Annotated in this window: 16 protein-coding genes and 1 pseudogene; 11 read left to right on the top strand and 6 right to left on the bottom strand. The window is 34.0% G+C overall.

Annotated elements, in window-relative coordinates:
- Positions 1 to 95 precede the first annotated feature (95 nt).
- A pseudogene (locus HNS38_RS06595) lies at positions 96 to 1,198 on the bottom strand (ISAs1 family transposase).
- A 368-nt stretch (positions 1,199 to 1,566) separates the two neighbouring features.
- On the opposite strand from HNS38_RS06595, the gene HNS38_RS06600 reads away from it, so the two are divergent.
- Positions 1,567 to 2,490 (top strand): hypothetical protein, encoded by a 924-nt coding sequence (locus HNS38_RS06600; protein ID WP_172282638.1) that lies wholly within the window; start codon positions 1,567 to 1,569, stop codon positions 2,488 to 2,490.
- 46 nt (positions 2,491 to 2,536) lie between these two features.
- Here HNS38_RS06600 and HNS38_RS21070 read toward each other — a convergent pair whose 3' ends face one another.
- Entirely contained in the window at positions 2,537 to 5,005 is a 2,469-nt protein-coding gene (locus tag HNS38_RS21070; protein ID WP_371823813.1) for an ATP-binding protein, read from the bottom strand.
- 280 nt (positions 5,006 to 5,285) lie between these two features.
- Between HNS38_RS21070 and HNS38_RS06610 the strand changes: the two genes are divergently transcribed.
- Positions 5,286 to 5,819, top strand: coding sequence for a pyridoxamine 5'-phosphate oxidase family protein (locus HNS38_RS06610; RefSeq protein WP_172282633.1), 534 nt, complete (start codon positions 5,286 to 5,288; stop codon positions 5,817 to 5,819).
- Positions 5,820 to 5,824: 5 nt separating this feature from the next.
- On the opposite strand, the gene HNS38_RS06615 is transcribed toward HNS38_RS06610, so the two are convergent.
- On the bottom strand, positions 5,825 to 7,207 hold the full coding sequence (locus HNS38_RS06615; RefSeq protein ID WP_172282631.1) for an ATP-binding protein: 1,383 nt from the start codon (positions 7,205 to 7,207) through the stop codon (positions 5,825 to 5,827).
- Between the two features lie 171 nt (positions 7,208 to 7,378).
- Between HNS38_RS06615 and HNS38_RS06620 the strand changes: the two genes are divergently transcribed.
- The 9 genes from HNS38_RS06620 (at position 7,379) to HNS38_RS06660 (ending at position 19,674) form a co-directional block, all read left to right on the top strand.
- A complete protein-coding gene (locus tag HNS38_RS06620; protein ID WP_172346173.1) occupies positions 7,379 to 8,809 on the top strand; it encodes a T9SS type A sorting domain-containing protein in 1,431 nt (476 codons plus the stop codon).
- 20 nt (positions 8,810 to 8,829) lie between these two features.
- A complete protein-coding gene (locus HNS38_RS06625; protein WP_172282626.1) occupies positions 8,830 to 9,312 on the top strand; it encodes a GNAT family N-acetyltransferase in 483 nt (160 codons plus the stop codon).
- 48 nt (positions 9,313 to 9,360) lie between these two features.
- Positions 9,361 to 10,206: a hypothetical protein gene (locus tag HNS38_RS06630; RefSeq protein ID WP_172346174.1), complete on the top strand. Its 846-nt coding sequence runs from the start codon at positions 9,361 to 9,363 to the stop codon at positions 10,204 to 10,206.
- A 98-nt stretch (positions 10,207 to 10,304) separates the two neighbouring features.
- Entirely contained in the window at positions 10,305 to 10,736 is a 432-nt protein-coding gene (locus tag HNS38_RS06635; protein ID WP_172282621.1) for a DUF6769 family protein, read from the top strand.
- 84 nt (positions 10,737 to 10,820) lie between these two features.
- Complete coding sequence (locus HNS38_RS06640) at positions 10,821 to 12,698, top strand: efflux RND transporter periplasmic adaptor subunit (RefSeq protein ID WP_172346175.1); 1,878 nt, start codon at positions 10,821 to 10,823, stop codon at positions 12,696 to 12,698.
- An 11-nt stretch (positions 12,699 to 12,709) separates the two neighbouring features.
- On the top strand, positions 12,710 to 15,811 hold the full coding sequence (locus HNS38_RS06645; RefSeq protein ID WP_172282615.1) for an efflux RND transporter permease subunit: 3,102 nt from the start codon (positions 12,710 to 12,712) through the stop codon (positions 15,809 to 15,811).
- Positions 15,808 to 16,980, top strand: a complete 1,173-nt coding sequence (locus HNS38_RS06650; protein WP_172282613.1) for a TolC family protein — start codon at positions 15,808 to 15,810, stop codon at positions 16,978 to 16,980. The genes HNS38_RS06645 and HNS38_RS06650 overlap by 4 nt, the downstream gene beginning before the upstream one ends.
- 435 nt (positions 16,981 to 17,415) lie before the next feature.
- Positions 17,416 to 18,657: a plasmid pRiA4b ORF-3 family protein gene (locus HNS38_RS06655; protein WP_253939363.1), complete on the top strand. Its 1,242-nt coding sequence runs from the start codon at positions 17,416 to 17,418 to the stop codon at positions 18,655 to 18,657.
- Between the two features lie 18 nt (positions 18,658 to 18,675).
- On the top strand, positions 18,676 to 19,674 hold the full coding sequence (locus HNS38_RS06660) for a hypothetical protein (RefSeq protein ID WP_172346176.1): 999 nt from the start codon (positions 18,676 to 18,678) through the stop codon (positions 19,672 to 19,674).
- A 186-nt stretch (positions 19,675 to 19,860) separates the two neighbouring features.
- Here HNS38_RS06660 and miaA read toward each other — a convergent pair whose 3' ends face one another.
- Genes miaA through HNS38_RS06675 form a run of 3 tightly spaced genes read right to left on the bottom strand, consistent with a single transcriptional unit; the run spans position 19,861 to position 22,407 of the window.
- On the bottom strand, positions 19,861 to 20,760 hold the full coding sequence (gene miaA, locus HNS38_RS06665; protein ID WP_172346177.1) for a tRNA (adenosine(37)-N6)-dimethylallyltransferase MiaA: 900 nt from the start codon (positions 20,758 to 20,760) through the stop codon (positions 19,861 to 19,863).
- Positions 20,761 to 20,781: 21 nt separating this feature from the next.
- Entirely contained in the window at positions 20,782 to 21,999 is a 1,218-nt protein-coding gene (locus HNS38_RS06670) for a glycosyltransferase family A protein (RefSeq protein ID WP_172346178.1), read from the bottom strand.
- Positions 22,000 to 22,008: 9 nt separating this feature from the next.
- Positions 22,009 to 22,407: an Rrf2 family transcriptional regulator gene (locus HNS38_RS06675; RefSeq protein WP_172282196.1), complete on the bottom strand. Its 399-nt coding sequence runs from the start codon at positions 22,405 to 22,407 to the stop codon at positions 22,009 to 22,011.
- Positions 22,408 to 22,788 lie beyond the last annotated feature (381 nt).

Below are 22,788 nucleotides of genomic sequence, written 5' to 3' on the forward strand. Positions count from 1 at the left end.
GTGCTGATATCAAGGCTGTTGTGATAATCTCAGAATCAATTACTCGCCTGTTTTTAGGTTCTTTAATGCTCAATTTCTATTCAGGGCAAACGCATCTAATTTTGATAGCTAAGAAGTTTTAGAAGGTATTCATTACTCCAACCAGCTTTTTTTCTACGGCTTTTGATGCCTACTTTGGAATCATCTTTTTTGAGTAGGTTAAGGGCAATTCTATTAAGAGTTGAATAGTTTTGCGCAGCATTTCCTTGCCTTTTCCTACTAAGATCCTCATTAAATGCGACATCAAGAACCCAGTGGACTTTATTTTCAATTCCCCAATGCTTTCGGATGCCATTAGCGATAACTTCAGCATTATCAAGAGAACTAATGTAATAGCTAATATCGGTTTCTTGTTTTGAAGTTACCTTAAAATACCGGTTACGTTCTATCTTAACAATAGATGTTAATCCTTTCCAATTAGTAGTATTTTCAACTAAGCTTAAATCTGTAATCACGGAACATTTTCTTGTTTCAATTCTTCCATGACCATAGTCAAGTTCTTCTGATGTATCTATAGATGGTAGCATTTTAAAACTATCTTGAACATCCTCATAGAGCTCTTTTTGATTCCCTTTGACAGACAAAATATAATCGGCTTTTCGACTTATGATTTTTTTTGCAATTGCTTTTTGGCAACCCATTGCATCGATGGTAACGATGCAGCCTTCTAATAGCAATGTATTTAAAAGCTTTGGAATCGCTGTTATTTCATTGGACTTTTCTTCAACTTTTTTTGCCCCAATATCAATTCATTCTTGTCAGCCCAAGCACTGACAATATGTGTTGATGACTTAAAACCTTGCTTTCGTGAGCCTCGCATTGTCTTACCATCTATGCTAACTAGCTCTCCTTGTGTAGATACATAAACTGACTTTATCCAAGATAAGAAACAACGCTCAAATGCTTCTGTATCTAAAGCTGAGAAAAACCTATTAAAGGTATCATGTGAAGGAATACCATTGGGCAATTCTAAAAAGCTACTTAACCAATCTTTTTTTAGTTCTCCATAATCTTCCATATCATTCCATGATTCGGCGCCACTCAGAACTGATGATATGGCGATGAAAATAATATCTCCTATTAAATGACGCTTTGTTCTATCTACTCGATGATCTTCCATTTTCGAAAAATACGATAAAATATTGATTCCTGAATCCATTACTTATCTGTTTGAATATCAGGTAAATATACGATATTTATCGCATATAGCAATGATAATTATCTGAAAATGTGAAGATTAAATGTTAAAAATATTTAGATGCGTTTGCCCTGAATTTCTATTAGTAGGTCATCAATTATTGTGTATATTGCTGTTGATTTTTTAATCATATCCTCCAGATTAATTTGTTTCGCTGCAACAATTTGGGGGATTTTTTTGTAAAAACATATACTTAACTGATTATCAGGCGTATTTTGTTAAAAACTTTCTTTTTCTTGTTAACATCACAACATCTTCACAATTCCATAAACATTTTAAATCAGCAAGATAAGTAGCAACTTGAGTTAATTAATATTAATTTAGAAAACATGAAAAGAACCATCCTCCTATTAATTGCGATGAGCACTTTTATATTTAGCGGGTATTGCCAAAATCAGAAATTAACTTTTTCTTCAAACCCTTCCCTATCATTTGAAAAGTATATTTCAGGAGTAAAATATGCCGAAATAGGCCTTAATCCATTTAACCAAGAACAAGTAGACAATAAAACTGGAATTGCAGGTTTTTATTATTTGGCAAAAAAGTATTTACAGCAAATGGGCTTTGAATATGTGGCCCTTACTTCCAAAGAAAAAACAGAACTCAGTATTGCCATCAAATCCTATTGTGAATATTCTTTGGTAATGTTTGGAGGTGAAATCAATAAAAACTCAGTTTCAGACATGACCATTTCTTTTATCTCATGTAATGGCGATGTCTTTTCTTTTACTTCGGATAAAACCTTTAAATATGGAAAGTTTACACATGTGGAGAACAAACTTGTGGAAGACTGGAAAAGCATTGTAAAATCGAAAGGGATATACAAAGCTTCTAATCAACTTCAGCTCCCTTCCAACCCAACCATTTGGACCAGAGAAAAACTAAACCTATACTTTGCTGAAAACAAAGGAAATCTAGACCCAATGGAGGGAATTTATGAAAGAGTTCGTCTTTCATTTGAGGATCTTTCAGCAGGTAAATATACAGTGGGTATCATCAAAAACCCTGTTAATGATGGTTTTTTAGTGGTTTATTTATCTGGAGCTAAGAATATTAGCGACTGGGAAAGTGGTGATGTTAAAGCCATATTCAACAATACTGCTACCAAAGGTTTTTATACTGTTCATTGGGTTGCAAGAGACAAATCTATTTATGAAGATGTTTATTGTAATACAGAATCTTTGGGGTTTAGTATATTTTCAAGTGGAATGTTACCCATCTCTTATAAATTCATAAAAATGTCTCCAAGGTAAGATAAAGAATAAGCGATCTTGATAATAAACTGAATTCTATATTATATTACGATATGGGAATAATGAAGAAAAAATCTGATCCTTTGCCCAATTCACTATGCAAGCCCATCTCTCCTCCTAGTAGTTCCACATAAGCTTTTGAAATAGTCAGTCCCAAGCCTGAACCTTCATTCACTCTAGAATCATCGGCATCTGCTTGGATAAATCTATCAAAGATATGTTCTTGTTTTTCAAGTGGAATTCCAATTCCATTGTCTTTCACATGAAACTCAAAGTATTCATTATTCATTAATGTTATTCTTTGAAACCAAAACTCAATTATGCCTTTATCACTGTATTTAATGGCATTTTTTATTAAATTGGTAAGAATAGCATATAGTTTTTCTTTATCAGATTGAATGATCGTGCCTTTATGTTCTTGCGGAATACTTAGCTTTAATTCCATTCCTTTCTTCTCTGTTTCTTTTCTGAAGAAACTATAGAGTAATTGCATTTGCTCATTCAAATTAAAAGAAGAAATCATCACCTCTATCTGTCCTGCCTCAATCTTAGAAATATCAATTAAATCGTTAATGATATCTAGTAAGTGAGTTCCAGACCGATTAATTACTTTGATATATTCCTCTTGTTCAACTTTAGTTAAATCAGGCTCCTTTAATAAACTAGCAAAACCTAAGATGCCATTCATTGGGGTTCTAATTTCATGACTCATATTAGCTAAAAAAGCGGATTTTAGTCGATCACTTTCTTCTGCCTTCATTAAGGCATTAATCAAGTGTTCTTCTGCTCTTTTTCTATGTATCAGCATGCTTATTTGATCTGAAATAAATTCTAGCATTTCCAAATCAGAATCATCATAGGCCAATTCATTTGCATAGCTTTGAACTGCTATTACACCAATTACTTTTTTATCTATTTTTACAGGAACGCCCATCCAAATTAATGATGTCTTACCAAAAAGGTGAATTTCACCATCAGAAGCTAACTGACTTATCTTTTGACTATTGGCTAATAATGGTAATTGAGTTTTAATCACATAATGAGTTAATGTATTTCCTTCTAGAAAGGATTTATCATCTTCAAATTCATCTTTTAAATAAGGAATAGTAATTTCATTATTGCTATTATTATATAGCGCCAGATAAAAATTTGAGGCATCTATACTTGTATTCAACTCTTTATGAATAATACCAACAAACTGGCCTAAATCTTTGCTATAGTTAGCTGCATTTGAAATATTAAGAATAATTTGTCTGATATTGTCTTGCCTTTTATGTTCCGTAATATCCTTTGCAAAACTAATCATGCCTATAATCTGATCATCACTAAAAATAGGTGCTGTATTTACCAAAAGCGTTAATAGCTTTTGATGATTTGTTTTTAGTTTGAATTCATAATTTACTGATTCTCCATTTAAATTCTTCAAAACAACTTCTTGCAAAAAAGCTAATTCTTCTGCCAATACTAATGGGCTAAAATGATTACCATACCATTCCTCACGTATAAGTCCCGTTTGCTCTACCGCTCGATCGTTGATAAAAGTAATTTTTCCTTCAAGGTCTAACATCCAAATAAAATCATTAGATGTTTCAATCATGGTACGGTACTTTTCTTCACTTTCACGTAGTATTTTTTCAGCAAGTTTTCTTTTTCTCTCCTCTTTTAGAAAAGCCCTTATTTTTGAGCTTGAGTAAAAAAAGTATAATATAAATAGGAAAAGTACTGAGAAAATGAGAATAAGCCTATTACGTAGTTGATGTAATTCAGAATAAATATCCTCTTCTTCATATGAAATGATAATGGTCCAGTATGTATTCCCAATAGGAGTTCTATAAAAGACCATATGCTTCTTTTGAACCTCTTCCTCTTTCAATAACACTTGTTGATGATGACTAATTATTGTTCCTGAACTATCCTTTTTTATAACCTTGCTAAATTTTATCGCTTCATCTTCAAAATTGCAATTCTCAAGATATGATCTTCCCAAATGCTCTTTATATGGACAATATATCTCTATCAAATCTTTACTGAGCAGCCATATTACGCCAGTTTCTCTAATTTTTACTTTTTGAAAATAACGCTGTCCTAACTTATCAATTGGTATTAAAATAGCAATGCTTCCTATAAATCTGGCCTTATCAAAAATGGGAACATGCATAGCAATACAAAGATATCCTTGAACAGCTTGAAACACATCACTAATAACTATTTTTTGTGTTTTCAGAACCAACTCTACATGTTTTTGATAAGAAATATCTTTCCCTATTGATAAACTATCATAGGGAAAGGTATATTGGATAATTCCATTGGAGTCTACTCTAGTAATAGCAGATATAAGATTTTTTCGATTGTTAAAATAGCTTTTAAAAAGAGCACTACCTTCTGCATCAAAATCTTTTATACTTTCAAGTTCGGAAATAAAAGTGATTTCCGATTGATAATCATTAAAGAAAGATGTAATTCCTTGAGCTGCTGTTTGAGCAAGAGTTATTTGTTCTGTATTAAAATCATTGATTGTTCCTTCTTCCTTTTTTCATATGCCAGATGGAAAAGAAGATAAAACACGAGCATTAATACAGGTATAATAAAATACCTTATTGAAAGCTTTGAATTGATTCTATTATAATATCGTTTTATCATTTATATTTATAAAGATAGTATTTATCTGATAACCAAACCAGCATAAGCGAATATAATGATAAATTATGAATAGATTTTACATTTTAATGAGTAGTTCACAATTAAATCAAAAATCTTAATTTTGCAATAAGCATCAAACAAAAAACTAAGCAGATATGAAAACGAAAATCAATTTCTCATGCATACTCATTACGCTATTGTTTTCATTTATTGGCCTTACTTCTATACTTGCCCAAAATACAAATTCAGAGGAGGATAAAAATAAAAACATTGCTCTAGAAATCATCAACCAAGCTAGCACTTGTGCATTAATTACTATTGATCAAGATGGTCAGCCAATAGCTCGAATGATGCAAACCCTGCCCACAGAAAAGGACTTTATCATTTGGTTGGCAACAAATCCTAAAACAAGAAAAGCCGAACATATCAAAGCAAATGAAAAAGTAAGTATCTATTATACTGAAGTCAATTCAACAGGGTATGTCAGTATTCAAGGAATAGCAGAATTAGTAAATGATTTGGAAACAAAAAAAGCACGCTGGAAAGAAGGCTGGAAAGCCTATTATCAAAACATGGAAACAGATATGGTTTTAATTAAAATCATGCCCATTTCAATGGAATTGGTGAGTTATAGCAAAGGCGTGATCAGTAAAGAAGAAAACTGGGGAGCAACTAAACTTAAATTCTAAACTCATTAATAAGATGGTAAACGCACGATAAATTCACTCCCTTTATCAGGAATACTGGTTACCGAAATATTTCCACCGTTTTTTTCTACAAATTCTTTGCACAGTATTAAGCCCAATCCAGTGCCTTGCTCAAAATTGGTACCTGGAGTGGAGATATTCTTATCAATCTGAAATAGTGAATCCACATGCTTTCTGCTCATTCCTAGACCAGGATCGATAAACTTAATAATAACAGCATCTTGATTGCTTTCGAGAATAATTTCGACGATTCCTTTTTTGGTAAATTTAATCGCATTTGAGATTAAATTCATCACTGTAGAATTTATCATATGCTCATCTGCCAAAACAATATAACTAAGCGCCTCTTTATATTCAAATTTTATTGACAAACCCTTGCTTAAAATCTGGGCTTCTACTAAATTCACATTCTCTTCAATAAGCTCTTTTAAATCCAATTTAACAGGAACATATGATATATCATTAGATTGAAGACGAGCCCATTCTAATAAGTTTAATAATAGTTGATATGACTTTTTAGATGAGGAATTTAACACATCAATATATTGTAATATTTCAGGATCATCAATTTTTTGTTTTGCTTCCATCAACACATTACTAACACCTAAAATTGAATTAAAAGGATTTTTCAAATCATGTGAGATAATTGAGAAGAATCGGTCTTTTGTAGCATTCAGTTCCTGTAAACTTTGAGCCTTTCTTTCTAACTCAAACTTATGCTCCTCAATTTCACTTTGTTGGGCTAAAATCTCTTCTTGTTTATTCATTAAAAGCATATTCTGTTTCTCCAACTTTCCATTTGCCCGAGTATACATATTATAATATATGTTTAGATAAATAATAATACCAGCTACCGAAAATGAAAAACCTAAAACCATATCCATATACTGAGCATGTTCATCAACATAAGGAATGATCAGCTGAGGATAAAGGTAACCTACCACCAAAGAAATTAAACTTGAAGCTATCAACATGGCTATTAAAACTACTCTGGTAGTTCCGGTAAATACCACATGAATAGCCACTAACATTAAGGGAATAAAGTATTGTATAGAACCATTGCTCCCTCCAGTAGAAAACCATAAAACCGGCAAAAAGATAAAAACGATAAAGCCAAGAGTTAGCATTTCAATAGCAGGATATCGTTTTCGCTTAAACCTTGTAAAATAATAGGCTATGCTGCAAACTATTAAGCTTAATAGCGCCATCACAATGGATATCCAGTGTAAGTCGAGAAGGAAATTAGACAGTGCCGCTAAACCCGAAAATAGAATCCCTATGGCTAGGGTAATATTGAGCAGCTGATGCCTAAGGTCAATTACTCTATCATCACCAGATATATAATTTATAATAACTTTTGTAAAGTTCATTAATGATTGTGATTATTGTAGATAGGAATAATTGATCGTAATGGTTTGATAAAATTAAGCTATTTTTTTTCCAATTACAAGGGAATATCACCTAATTAACCTAATATTCAAATACTAACATATCATTCACATTTATTTTACTATCTTCGTAAACCATATAAAACATATATCATGATTACTAAATTTATTTCCTCTTATATTATAGTTCTATTCGCTATCCTTTTAGTTTCATCTATCAGTTATACAAAAGCACAAGAAGGAGAATGGTCAACACCTATCCCAATCACAGATTCATTAACAAACAATAGCAATCCAGTAATGATTAGAATCACTCACCGAGATTTTGTATTTTATGAAAAGCAAACCAGTGAGAATAGCTATAGCATTTTTATGCGGAATATCACTGAAATGAGTGAAGCTATTGAAGTTTTGAATCAGGAGAATGTCTCTTTTAGGAACCCTCAGATCATTAAATTCTCAGGCTATCCAAATGACCCCGACACCCTGTTTTATCTAGTTTTTGAGAGTGATTTAACAACTAATGGCATATTCAATATCTATTATTCAAAATATTCTCAAGATGGTAACTTCAGTGCACCTGAAAGCTTAGAAATTGGATATACCAGTTGTCAGGACTTGAAAATAATGGGCAGGAATTTAGTTTGGGAAAGAGGTGGAAATATTGAAACCACTTATTTAGATGGAAACAGCTCTAATTATTATTTCCATCCTATTATGACCATTGATGAGGGAGGATGCTCAAACCCATGTATCAGTGAGTCTGAAATCATTTATCTAAAAGAAATAAATGATGAAAACAATATTTACCGAAGCACTTGGAATTATCCTTTGGGAGAATGGCATGAGTCAATCGGATTTTTTGATGGCATAAATTCTTCACTTTCTATATTAACACTTGATATTACGGAAGAAGTGGTATTTCTTTGGGAATCTCTTGAAAATGGAATATGGAAACCTTATGCTTATGATGTTATGGGAGAAGAAATAGAAAGTTTAGAATTATTTAGCGAAACTAAAACAACTCCAGATGCCGTTTTATTTGATGTCATAATTAAGAAGAAAAAAAAAGATATTTGGTTTAATTATTTCGCATATACTTTTAATGATAATGAAAATTCGGATATTTTTGTAAATAACCTTTGGTCTGGTTATCAATATTGCTTTAATATTTCTCAGTCTTCGGCAATAGACTCAAAACCTAGATTATTCTACCTTCCTTCAGATTATCTATACACTACCTATCTTACCTTTCAGTCTGAAAGAAATAATAAACAACAATTATTTATGTCCAAAGTATCCTTTTGGCTTGGAGAAAATGAATTGGCAAATCACAATAATAGCCTGACTATCTCCCCCAACCCCATTACTCATCAAACTCAAATCACCACTACACTTTCGAGTGCCGAAAATCTGAAAATAGAGATTTATAGTTCAACAGGAGTTTTAATCGAAACCCACCCCTTAAAAAACACCCAAACTACCATTTGGACGCCATCAAAGGATTTGAAAAATGGCGTTTATATTATTAATTTAAAATCTGATTTAGAAAGTATTAGAAAAAAAGTAATTTTACAGAGGTAAATCGATAAATGCTTTTTTGAATGAAAATAAATATTCGGCCAATTCAAGAATCTGATAATCCAGAACTCTCTAAAATCATTAAAGGAGTTTTTGAGGAGTTTGATGCTCCAAAAGAAGGGACTGTTTATGTAGATCCCACTACAGATGATTTATTTAGTCTGTTCCAAGAAAAACGCTCCGCTTGTTTTGTGGGTGAAATAGATGGACAAGTGATGGGAGCATGCGGTATATTTCCTACTTTAGGTTTAGATAAAGATTGCTGTGAGTTGGTGAAATTCTATTTACATAAAGAGGCAAGAGGATTGGGCCTTGGAAAACAATTAATGGAGCAATGTCATGTTTCTGCCAAAGAATTAAAATACCAAAAAATATACTTAGAGAGTTTCCCTGAGTTTGGAAAAGCAGTTGGCATGTACAAAATGGCGGGCTATAAATATATCGTTCAAGCTCTAGGGAATACTGGTCACTTTGGCTGTAGCATATTTATGATTAAAGACATATAACAAATTGATTTTCAGATTTGAGAAAATCAATCATATAAATATATCATTATGGGTTCATTAATCAGCGACATCCTCTCCTATCTTTGGCAAGTGGTATTAACTACTGTTACACAAGTTTTTATTCTATTAGGTCCACTTCTTTTATTAGCGTATATCATGCATTTAGTAGCCAAGAAAAATGAAAAACTCAGTTATAGAGTTATGGGAAGAAAACTATATTTATATGGATTTGCCTGGCTAGGAACTTCTATTCATGAATTGGGCCATGCTTTTTTCGCTAAAATATTCCGTCATAAAATCACCGACATGGCGCTATTCACTCCCAATTCAGAAGATGGAAATCTAGGACATGTAAATCATTCTTTTAATCCCATGAGCACCTATCAAAGAATTGGTAATTTCTTTATCGGAATAGGCCCAATTCTTTTTGGAGTTATCCTTTTATACTTCATGAGCTGGCTACTTTTTGGTTTTGGGTTCTCCAAAATGGCTGTATATGAAATTCAAGCAGACTCGTTCTTTAGCTTCTCCAACTTTACTGGACTTTTTGCCAATACTTGGGATAATATTGTTATTTACTTGAGTTTAGCATTTGGGCCATCCTCCAGTTTTCTTAAAGTATTATTGCTTATCTATTTCCTTTATGCCATTGGCTCTTCTATCACATTAAGCCCATCAGATATCAAAGGAAGCCAAGGTGGTTTTATCTATTTTGTGTTGGCTTTATTTATTTTCAACCTTTTCTCCTCTTGGATTGGTGACTTTATGCTGTGGTTGCTTTTAGACTCATTTATGCTTTTCTTCAGCTTCTATTTTCTAATGATACTTAGTATCATTATCAATTTAACATTTGTTGGAATTCTATCTATTTTCGCTAAAGTATTGAATAAGTAGATCACCTGATTTCTGTATTTTATAATATTTGACCCAATTTTAACCTAAAATTAAGTCTTCTTTTGAAGAGAATAATTACTTTTGCTAAAATTTATAAAATGAAAAAGAGTTTAGCCATCGTACTTCTTCTTTTAGCCAATATTACATTATTGGTTCACGCGGCTATTCCTCACCATTATCATGAAGGTGATTTTTGTTATATAAGCACTTCTTGCGAAGATGAATGTGATAGCCACGAAAACCATAATCACCAAAAACATGAACATCATGAAGAAAATGGTAACATGCAGTGTGAACTAAATTCAATAGTTATCATTCCAAACAATATCAATCCAAGACAAGAGGTTGCCATATTAGAATTAAACCATTTACCATTGGCTAATTTCAGTCTAACTTCTCAATTAAATAACTTACCAGAAACTTACTTCAATCAAAGAGATCTCAAATCTCAAATCCCTTTAAAGCTTTCGCTTTATCATATTTTCATAAATTACAGTGCAGGTCTTCGCGGCCCTCCTTCTTTTGTTTAAATCATAACAATCTTAATTTCAATTATTTAAAAAATTTGTTTTTTTTTAAATGGTTTATCAATGATTTTATTTAAACAAAATAATATGAATTATAGAATATATTTAATGGTAGCAACGATGCTTATTTTCGTGGCCTGCAAAAACAATTCCTCTCAAAATAACACTACAGAACATGAACATGTAGCTGGAGTAACACACGATCATGAACAAACAAATGTGCACCAACACAAAGAAGGTGAAGAATGCAATCATGACCAAGCAGAGAAACACACCCATGCAGCTGAAGAAAATCACAAGCATGACCATAAAAGTGAACATCAACATCAAAAGGGTGAAGAATGTAATCATGAACATGCAGAAGAACAAGCCCATCAAGCTATAGAATCGCATCATCATAATCACATTAACGGACATCAGCATGGAGAAAACGGGGAGCATCAAAAACCTCAAAATCAAATTATAGAAAGAAATCCAGAGAAAGTATTAATTCTAAAGTCAGAAGCAGCTCATGATCATGCAGCTGAAACAGCAAATTCTGGTGGACATGCCCATGATGAAGTAAAATATCAAATCACAGCTTATTCTAATGAATTTGAATTATTTGCTGAAACAGACCCTTTTTCCAATGAAGGAAGCTCTTCTATTTTAGCACATTTCACATGGCTCGATGATTTTTCTCCTCTACAAAATGCTCGTATAAAAGCAGAAATAAACACAAATGGACAAATATCTCAGGATATTCAAACCCAAATGTTAAGACCCGGAATATATCGATTCAATATTCAAGCAAAAAAAGCTGGAGATGCTATATTAAGCTTCCATATTGAAACCAAAAATGGAGTTTACAGTATGTATATCCCGGAGATAAAAGTATTCGCCGATGCGCATGCTGCCATGCATTGGGATGCTCCAGAAGCCAACACAACTAATACAACTTCTTTTACCAAAGAACAATCTTGGAAAGTAGCCTTTGGAACTGAAAGAGTAGGAATTCAGCCTTTCGGAAAAACCATAAAAACTACAGCATTAACAAAACCATGTGTGGCTGGCGAAGCCATTATCTCTTCTAAATCAAATGGAATTGTTGATTTGCAATCCAATCATATTACTGAAGGAATGCAAGTGAAGAAAGGTCAAAAGCTTTTCGTCATATCTGGAAGCGATTTAGCCAACGATAATTCCTCCGTTCGCTATGTGGAAGCCAAGAATAACTATGAAAAAGCAGTTTCTAATTTTGAAAGAATAATGGAATTAGAGAAAGATAAGATTGTGACTTCAAAAGAAGTATTGGAAGCCAAAAATGAATTCGAAAACACCAAGGTCATTTTTGATAACCTACAAGCCAACTTTAGCTTGCAAGGCCAAAGCATCACCTCTCCAATCGATGGTTATATCAATAATTTAAGAGTGAGTAATGGTGAATATGTAGAAGCAGGTTATCCTCTATTGGCCATCACAAAAAATCAACGATTGATTTTAAATGCCGATGTACAGCAAAAATATGCTGCTATCCTTCCTCAAATTTATACAGCGAATATTAAAAACATCTATAATAACAATACTTATAGTTTGGAGGAGCTTAATGGACATATATTATCCTATGGAAAAACCACCAACAGCAATAATTACCTCATTCCCATATCTATAGAAATTGACAATACAGATGATTTTGTGGCAGGAGGCTTTGTAGAATTATACCTAAAATATCAGGGTAATGAGTCCTACTTGAACGTTCCTAATTCAGCCTTATTAGAAGAACAAGGAAATTTCTTTGTCTATGTGCAAGTCCATCCGGAGTTATTCGAAAAAAGAGAGGTTTTTATAGGAGCTAGCGATGGCGAAAGAACAGAAATCCTTAAAGGGCTTTCGGCCCATGAAAGAATAGTAAGCAAAGGTGCCATCCTCATTAAATTGGCTCAAGCTACTGGTGGATTAGATGCTCATTCAGGTCACGTACATTAAAATAGAGTCTTATGTTGAATCAATTGATAAAATTCTCGCTACAGAATAAGTATATTATTCTGTTTAGCTCTGTTTTTCTTCTCATCATTGGAACGCGTACAGCTACCCAAATGGATGTAGATGTATTTCCCGACCTCACTGCACCCACTGTTGTCGTAATGACCGATGCCCATGGAATGGCTTCTGAGGAGGTCGAAAGATTAGTGACCTATCCTATAGAAACAGCAGTAAATGGAGCCACTGATGTCAGACGAGTTCGCTCTGCTTCTTCACAAGGATATTCCTTTGTTTGGGTAGAATTTGATTGGGGTACGGATATTTACAAAGCCCGACAAATCGTTAGCGAAAAGCTCATTACCGTGACTACCCAAATGCCGCTGGGCGTTGGGCAGCCTATTTTGGCCCCACAATCCAGTGTGATGGGTGAGATATTCTTCGTTGGTATGCAGGCAGATAGTACTTCTATGATGGACTTAAGAACCATTGCCGAATGGAATGTAAAACCACTCATTCTAGCTACTGGAGGCGTTTCTCAAGTAACCATTATTGGCGGTGACTTTAAGCAGTATCACGTTCTAGCCAATGCCGACAAATTGAAGTTCTATGGCGTTTCACTTAATGAATTAGCTGAAGTTTGCCAAAGCATTTCTCAAAATTCTACCGGTGGAGTTCTTCGTCAATATGGTAATGAATATGCCATTAGAGGAATTGGAAGAACTTCTGATATTGATGATTTGGCCAATACCTATATCAAATCGGAGAATGGGAAACCCATTAGAATTAGAGATGTTGCAGATGTAGAAATTGCACCTGCTGTAAAAATGGGTTATGCTTCTCGTAATGCCGAACGCGCTATTATCTTGTCCATCTCTAAACAACCCGGAACCAATACCTTAGAAATTACCGAAAGGATTGAGTCCAATCTTGCCGAATTACAAAAATCGATGCCAGCAGATGTGATTTTAGATACTAAAATCTTCCGTCAAGCCGATTTCATAGAAACTTCTGTAAATAATGTTCAACGTGCTTTATTAGAAGGCGGTATATTCGTTATTATCATCCTCTTTGTGTTCTTGGGAAGTTTTAGAACCACATTAATATCTCTATTGGCCATCCCCATTTCATTATTGAGTGCTATATTGGTTATGAAATATTTAGGTTTGAATATCAATACCATGAGTTTAGGGGGAATGGCAATCGCTATTGGTTCTCTGGTGGATGATGCTATTATTGATGTGGAGAATGTTTATAAACGGCTTCGGGAAAACCATCTCAAACCTAAAGAAGAACAAGAATCTTCATTTACAGTGGTTTTTGAAGCTTCCAAAGAAATACGTTCTTCTATCTTTAATGCTACCCTTATTATTATGGTGGCTTTTGTTCCCTTATTCTTTTTAAGTGGAATGGAAGGAAGAATGCTACAACCTCTAGGAATTTCATTTATCATTTCCCTATTTGCCTCTCTTATTGTGGCCATGACTTTAACGCCATTACTCTCCAAACTTCTTTTGAGCAATGAAAAATACTTAGACAAGAATAAGAAAGAAAAATGGATCGTTAGAATACTAAGCGAAAGGTATGGAAGTGCTTTAGCTTGGTCGCTCACCCATAAAAAGTGGGTTCTCATACCTACTCTGATTTTATTCATCATATCATTATATGTATTTTCTGGATTGGGAAGAAGTTTTCTTCCGGAGTTTAACGAAGGCTCATTAACCTTATCTGTTGTCAATCAGCCAGGTACTTCTTTAGAGGAGACCCATAAGATTGGTAATCTAGTAGAGACTGAATTATTGGCCATTCCAGAAATATTTAGCACAGCCAGAAGAACAGGTCGAGGAGAGTTGGACGAGCATTCACAATCCACAAACAGTGCTGAAATTGATGTGAATTTTGACTTATTAGAAAGAAGTCAAGAAGAATTTATGGCAGATGTGAGAGAAACACTGGCCCATATCCCAGGCATCGCCTTTACGGTGGGCCAACCACTTGGTCATAGAATAGATCATATGCTTTCCGGCACTAGAGCCAATATTGCCATTAAACTGTTTGGAACCGACTTAAACAAAATGTTCATGATCGGAAACCAGATTAAAGCTTCCATCATTGACATAGAAGGATTAGTGGATGTAAATGTGGATCAACAGATTGAAGTGCCTCAAATTCAGATTAGAGCCCATAGAGAAATGCTGGCTCATTATGGCATTAGTTTGGCTCACTTTAATGAGTTTGTCGACATAGCTTTTAATGGGGAGAAGATGGCGGATATCTATGAAGGACAAATGAGCTTCGATTTGGTTTTAAAACTCAATAAAGATTATAGCCAAAGTATAGATGGAATTAAATCAGCTTTAATAGAAACTTATGATGGTAAAAAAGTTCCTCTGGAGCAGGTTGCAGAAATTTTATCTGTTTCGGGGCCTAGTTCTATTAGCAGAGAGAATGTACAGAGAAAGATAGTAATTTCTGCTAACGTTGCAGAAAGAGATCTTCGTTCTGTGGTAGAAGAAATTCAAAGGAATATTGATAGAGATATCACTTTACCAGAAGCATATAGGTTAGAATATGGTGGTCAGTTTGAAAGTGAAGCCAAAGCTTCTCGTACGCTCCTACTTACTTCTGCCCTCGCCTTGCTGATTATTTTCTTATTGCTATTCCAAGAATTTAAAAACTTCAGATTAGCCGGTATCATCCTCCTCAATTTACCTTTAGCGTTGATCGGTGGAGTATTCTCCATTTATTTTACTTCGGGTATTTTGAGTATTCCAGCCATTATTGGATTTATCACCTTATTTGGAATTGCGACCAGAAATGGAATACTGTTAATTTCCAATTACCAAAAGCTTCAAGCTTCAGGAATGAAAAGATATGAAAGGGTTTTAAAAGGTTCTACCGACCGATTGAATGCCATCTTGATGACTGCATTAACGGCTGCTCTCGCTCTTATTCCTTTGGCTATGAATGGTGATTTATCGGGCAATGAAATTCAGAGCCCTATGGCAAAAGTGATTTTGGGAGGCTTATTAACATCCACCCTATTAAACATCTTTGTGGTACCTATTATTTATAGCAGCTTAAAAGATAAAAGTATCATTAAAAAGGAGAAAATATGAAAAAGATAATCATCAGTTTTATGATGCTCATGTTGGCTTATCCATTATTTGCTCAGGATATAGCTAGGCTTTTGGCAGAAATAGAACAAAATAATACCAAGCTTACTGCACTTAAAAAAGCTAATGAAGCAGAAAGATTAGAAAACAGAACCGGAATCTATTTAGAAAATCCAGAATTTGAATTTCATTACTTATGGGGAAACCCAACGAGCATGGGACAAAGAACAGATATTTCTATCAAGCAATCTTTTGATTTCCCTACCGTGTATGGACATCAAAATAAGATTTCCGATTTGAAGAATGAACAAATAGAACTCAAATATATTAAAGAGCAAAAAGCCATTATTCTTCAAGCTAAGCAAATACTTTTTCAACTGGTTTTTCATAATGCTCAACAAGAACAATTAGCAGAAAGACTAAAGCATGCGCAAAGTATTGCTTCCTCTTATCAAGCTAAATTTAAAGTAGGCGAATGCAATGTGCTTGAGTATAACAAATCACAGTTGAGTTTATTAAACCTTCAAAAAGAATCGGAATCTGTAAAGATTGAAAAAGAAAGCTTATTGGCAGAACTGAGGAGTCTTAATGGAGGAAAAGAAATCGTCTTCGAAAATTCGTCTTACGAGCTGGTGAGTTTACCCTCTGACTTTGAACAATGGTATTTAGTAGCGGAATCTAATAATCCATTGCTGAATTGGTTTAAACAAGAAGTAGAATTGAGTCAAAGACAAGAAAAACTGAGTAAAGCCATGAGCTTACCCAAACTCAATGCAGGTTATATGAGTGAAAAAGCGGGTGGACAACAATTCCAAGGCTTAATTGTGGGGGTATCTATTCCACTGTGGGAAAATAAAAACACGGTAAAATACGCCAAAGCCAATACCGATGCTATGCAAAGCTATGCTGTGGATAATAAAATCGTTTTCTATAATCACCTGATGAGTTTATATGAAAAGGCTAAAAGCTTGCAATTGAATACCGAGGATTATCGTGTTCAATTAAGCAAATATGAGCATTCTCAATTACTAAAGAAAGCTCTAGATAAAGGACAAATCACCCTTATCGATTATATGCTGGAGTTGTCTATTTATTATACCAGTCAGAATAATTTATTAGAAATGGAGAGAGATTTGAACTTGTGTTTAGCTGAGCTTTATCAGTTTATGTAGAATTATAATCCAATAAATCGATAGACATTTGACTAGTCAATTTTAAACAAGAGGCTGTCCAAAAAGGTACTGCATTAGGAATTCAATGACTTTTTTGCCCCGACCCAGAAGGGAGAAGTCATTGAATTTCAGGCTCCCTTTAGGAAATGGGGCAATCCTGAAATTCAATCATTAAGGCTTAATATCACTTTTTGGACAGCTCCTTGTTGCATAAGCTCATACTGCATTAAAATATTCCTTACGAATCAGTCTAAATCAAATTATTTTAGAATACCTATTTTTCAATCTAATAGTTTTGCTAAACCTTTTCCCTCACTTCCCTTGGGCTTGGGACAATCAGGAAAAATCAAACATATTATTTCTTACAAATTAACAAGGTATTTTCTAGTCAAGTTTCTAAGATTCTTTTAATTTAGCATTTCGAAAACATCTCCTATGGCAAAAAGAAAAAAAAATAAAGGGAAAGTCATTCAAATGCTATCCCCTGAAAACTATATCAAGCAAAAAGCTAGAGCATTACCTATTCAAGAATGTTGGATTAATTCTTTGTGGAAAGATGAAGGTCTGGCTCAGACATTAGTTGCACGAATTCATAGCAATGGCCATTTTACGGTCGGTATGTATTTAGTCGATTTAAAATGCTTAGGCATTAAAGATGCTATGTACTTCTTTAATATGGATATTAGAGAATATCAAGAGCTTTTAAATAAGATGAAGGATAATATGCCAATGGAACTTGTTGAATATAACCTAGTTCATAATATTATATTTGCTGGAGAAGAATATGCTCAAGATCTAGGATTCGAGCCTCATAAAGACTTTAGAATAGCAGAATACATCCTTGAAGAGGACACTGATGATATTGAATTGCTTGACATTGAATGTGGTCGTCACGGGAAACCTTTTTATATCCGTGGACCTTATGAAACTGACCTTCAAGTCCTCCAAATAATAGCTCAATTAACAAAAAGCGTGGGCATTGGAAATTTCGAAATTGCTAATTCTGATTTCAATGACTTAAATCATGACTTCGAAGAGGATTCCGACCTTGATGAGGAAAGAAGCCCTTATTCAGAAAAAGACATCAAAGAAAGTAAAACCTTTCAATTTAAAATTCAAATTCAAGGAATAACGAAACCTCCTGTTTGGCGGAGAGTAAAGATACCTAGTTATTATACTTTTGAGGATATGCACGAAATCATCCAATATGCTTTTGGTTGGGAATCTTATCATATGTATAGCTTTTCTCCAACAGGTTATGGCTCCTATCCAGTGATACAAGAAATTAAGGAAGTAATTGAAGATTTTAGCTTCTCTGATTTTGACGATCCAATAGATGCCGAAGAAACTATACTATCAGAAATCTTTGTAGAAGAAGGGCAAAAATACACCTATATCTACGATTTTGGCGATGACTGGATTCATAAAATCACCCTTGAGAAAATCATAGAAGAAGCCTCAGAAAAACCGGTATGCTTAGCAGGAAAAGGAAAATGTCCTCCGGAAGATTGCGGTGGAATTTGGGGCTATGAACAATTGAAAGAAACCCTTAGTGACAAAAGCCACCCTGAATATGAAGAATATAAAGAATGGCTTGGCTTAGAAGACGGTGAAGAATGGGATGCCAAAGAGTTTAATTTAAAAGAAGCCCAGGAAGATTTTGAGGATATTTATTGATAGTGAAGAGATATTGAAATGAAAATTGCAGAGCTAAGAACCATTGTAAAAGGTCACCAAAAAAAAGATTTGGAATTCCTTGTAGCAGAGTTGTACAAACTCATTCCGAAGAATAAAAAAGAGGATAACCAAATAGATGAACTGATAACAAAACCAGTTAAAGAAAAGAAAGTATCTAAGGCAAATAAAGCCATCAGAACCATTGAGGAAATATCAGGTGAAGTCAAATTATTTCATAATAATGCCATTAACCAAAACTATCTGTATCCCAATTCTCATGTTCCTAAAAAGGACCGTTCAAAATGGCGGTTTTTGGTCAAGAGATTAGTAAAGGAAATAAACCTAGCTGCACAAAATGGGAATTCACGACGTAGATGTGCAGAAGAATTGCAAGTGTTGTATGAAACCCTATGCTATGCTTGTGCCTATCAAACTTTTACAGCCTACGACCCTTTTGAATCTGTTGGCATTAGTCAAATTGAGTTTTTTGATCAAATGATCAAATATCATCGTGATAGCATGGATTATAAGGAATTTATTGACAAGGGAATTAAGCTAATTTTCAATAATGAACTAAGCCGCTATACTTTATATAGTGGATTAATGGAAACATTTATCAATTATTGTCAAACACCAAACATGAAAGAAGTAGCCATAGAAAGAACCAAAAAGCTATGGGATAGTACAAATAAGAATAAAACCAAGAAAACATCTTGGAGGAATAGTGATTTTGAAAAAATTGACACCTTGAACAATTATTCTGTATTAATATTTAGATTATCCCTCCAGTTATCCGAATACGAAACAGCTATTGAGGAATTCAAGGCTAAGTATATTGAAATAGACAAAGAAATTGTATTGAATATCTATATCTCTATTTTATTCACCTATCAATTAAAAGATATTATCCTCAAAGAGCTCCAGACAGCCAAATCTGATGGAATCGAAATTCGCCCTTCACTTGTTCAACTACTAAAGCATATTCAGAAGCATAATCAACTACCTGATTATATATAGCATTAGTTCTTATTTGAAAAATGCTATTAATTTGCCTTAGGTATTCCTCATATTAAACAGATTCCCAACAGCGAGCACATCGACCACAGGGAGAGCATTGAAGCCACATAGCAACAGCGAGGTGTGAAAGTAAATCTAACTTTTTCTCACATAAAACTATTCAGACGTTTCAATCGATGTTTTCAATTACCTCAACAAAGGCATCAACTCCATCATCTTTTGTTCGTGGGTCAGGTTTCCATTAAGCCAATGAATTTCAAAGCCTTGTTTTTCCATTCTTCGGAACCAGGTCATTTGTCTTTTTGCGAATTGATGAATAGCTGTATTTAGTCTACGAGACATTTCATCGTAGCTGATTTCATCGCTTAAATACTGCGTAACGAAACGATATTCTAAACCATAGAACTTCAGCTTTTCTGCACTCACTCCTTGTGCTAGCAAATCTTCTACCTCATCAATCATTCCGCCTTTTAGACGCTCCTCTAACCGATCTGTAATTCTTGACCTTACTACTCTCCTATCAAAATCTAAACCAAGAATAATCGTATTGATCTCAGGGAAGCTGGTATCTAGATCAGGATTTTCGTCATAATAAGTTTGAATCTCAATGGCTCTTAATAATCTATCGCGATCAGAAACATCCGTGGTATTATGTAATGCTTTGAAGTTCTCCAGAATTTCTTCTAGTTCTAAATCGGATTTTAACTCTAAGTCCTCTCTTAATAATTCATTCTCTGGAACATTAATCAGTTTATAGCCTTTGAGCACAGATTCTATATACATTCCTGTACCACCACAGAGAATAGGGAAAGTTCCATTTTGCTCTATTTGCTCATAAGCCTTTAAAAAGTCTCTTTGAAACTCAAAAACACTATACTCATATCCTGCCTCAACGATATCAATCAAATGATGAGGAATTTGTCGACCTTGGTATTCATATTCACTAAGATCTTTCCCTGTTCCTATGTCCATTCCTTGGTACACTTGACGGGAATCTGCGGAGATGATTTCTCCATTTAATTGAGCGGCCACATAAACAGCAAAGCTAGTTTTTCCGGTGGCTGTGGGTCCTAATATTGTTATCATAAATGAATTAAAAGTGCAAATTTAAGACAAAGATTGTATCCTGCGGTATTTATATTCTAATTTCGTCAATTCCTCTCTCAAAATAATCATATTCTCCTTATTTAGAGGGGTATCAGTATTTGAAAAATCGAGATAAAAGGAAGCAAATTCTTCATCGTTTTCCGCAAACCATTTCAAGTTTAAACGTAAATCTTCAAGATCTCCTTTTGAATAAGAAGTGTGCTTTTCTTTGAGGTACTGGAGAATACGTAATCCGTCTACCAATTCTTCACAGGCACGAATGAATTTTTCTTCTTTTTTATTGTTTTTTCTCAGTGGCGACCATAGATCCTCTTTTTTCAATTGTTTCTTTAAAAACTCGGACATCGGAAAATCAATATCTTTTAAAAAGAGTTTAGAAAAAACATTATAACTCTGCTTGATTTGTTGAAATAATGGAGGAGGGTAAAAAGGATAACTCGACCAATCACCACTATTCCCTTTTATCATTGCAGGACCTGTGCCAAAATTCACACGATCAGAAAAACGAGCTTGTGGGTATACCTTCACCTCATTATATTGATGAAGAGGAGCCATCTTTCTCATATGTTGTAAAAAATAAAAATCTTCACCACTGGCTTTGGGACTGATTCCACCAATCTTAGTATAATTCTCAATTGAAGAAGCCATTCCTGAACCAATAGCACTAAAGGCATAAGGATTTGATATGAGCAACATATTAATGGCATACACTCTCATATAGAGCTCATATCTTAATATTGCGCTATCCTCTTCTTGCTTACCAGTCAAACGATGGAAATAAGGATTACTATGTGCAGAAAATGATTTATCATTACTGAAAATAGAAATAATGGACTCAAAATAGTCCGGAGGATAATAAGTATCGGCATCTACAGAAAGAATAATATCTTTCTTTTCCCCAAGCTCAGAAGCGTAGTCCATACTTAACTTTCTTGCCCAACCCACTCCCTTCTTTTTACCAATCCAACCTTTTCCAATAGAGCTTCTATCAATAATATGAATATCTAAATCACTAGACTCCTCTAAAAACTTTATACTATTGGCATTATCATGGCAAATCTCAAGTTTCTCATCATGTTTCCACCATTCATCAGCTTGGTTCACACAAACAATAAGCTTAAAGTTCTGATAACTTTGTAATCTGAAAGATTTTAATAAATCAGGGAGATTTTCATATTCATTCAGAACAGGCAAACAAATATATAAAATAGGACTCAATAGACTGGGCTATATATACTTATCAATAGTTTCTGCTTCCAAATAAGTTCTTAAGTCAGAAGTAACTTTATGTATAATTCCACCCATCAAACATTTATCAAAAGGACAAACGGGACGTTCCATAGGGCAACCTTCAATTTCTATTGGTCCTTCTATGCTTTCATAGATATCATAAAGTGTGAATTCATTGGGTTTCTTCTTGAGCTTAAATCCTCCATTAGGACCTCTACTTGAAGCAACCAAGCCTTGCTTTCCGAGTCTTTGCATCACTTTTGCCAGGTGGTTCTTACTAGCTCCAGTAGCCTCTGCAATTTGATTTACGTTAATGAGTTTATCACTAGCTGCTATTAACACAACCGCATGTATGGCTAGTGAAGCAGCTTCAGATATATTTACAACTTTTGACATGATAGGTTTGTTTGCTGCAAATTTAACAATAATTTAGGTATTCGCGATACTAGATACTTATTTAGAGTGATTTCACACAAGAGATTCGGAAAGATGGACAAAAGTATAAAAAAGTATTCAAATACCAAATCCCTTAAAACCCAAATTCCAGGGCAAACGCCTACTTTTATTTTATCCGTGTTAATTTGTGAAAATTACTTTCAGTGAGCTCGCTTCGCTTCGGTTAGCGGAATCCGTGCTTAGATTTTCTCTTTATTAAAATATATGTCGATTCTAAATCATGAACCTAAAGATATGAGTCTGCCCTGACCCAAATTCGATTTCACACATAAAAAAAGCCGAAAACAAATATGTTCTCGGCTTTTCTTTTTACAGAACCTT

Source organism: Lentimicrobium sp. L6 (assembly GCF_013166655.1).
Taxonomy (GTDB): domain Bacteria; phylum Bacteroidota; class Bacteroidia; order Bacteroidales; family UBA12170; genus UBA12170.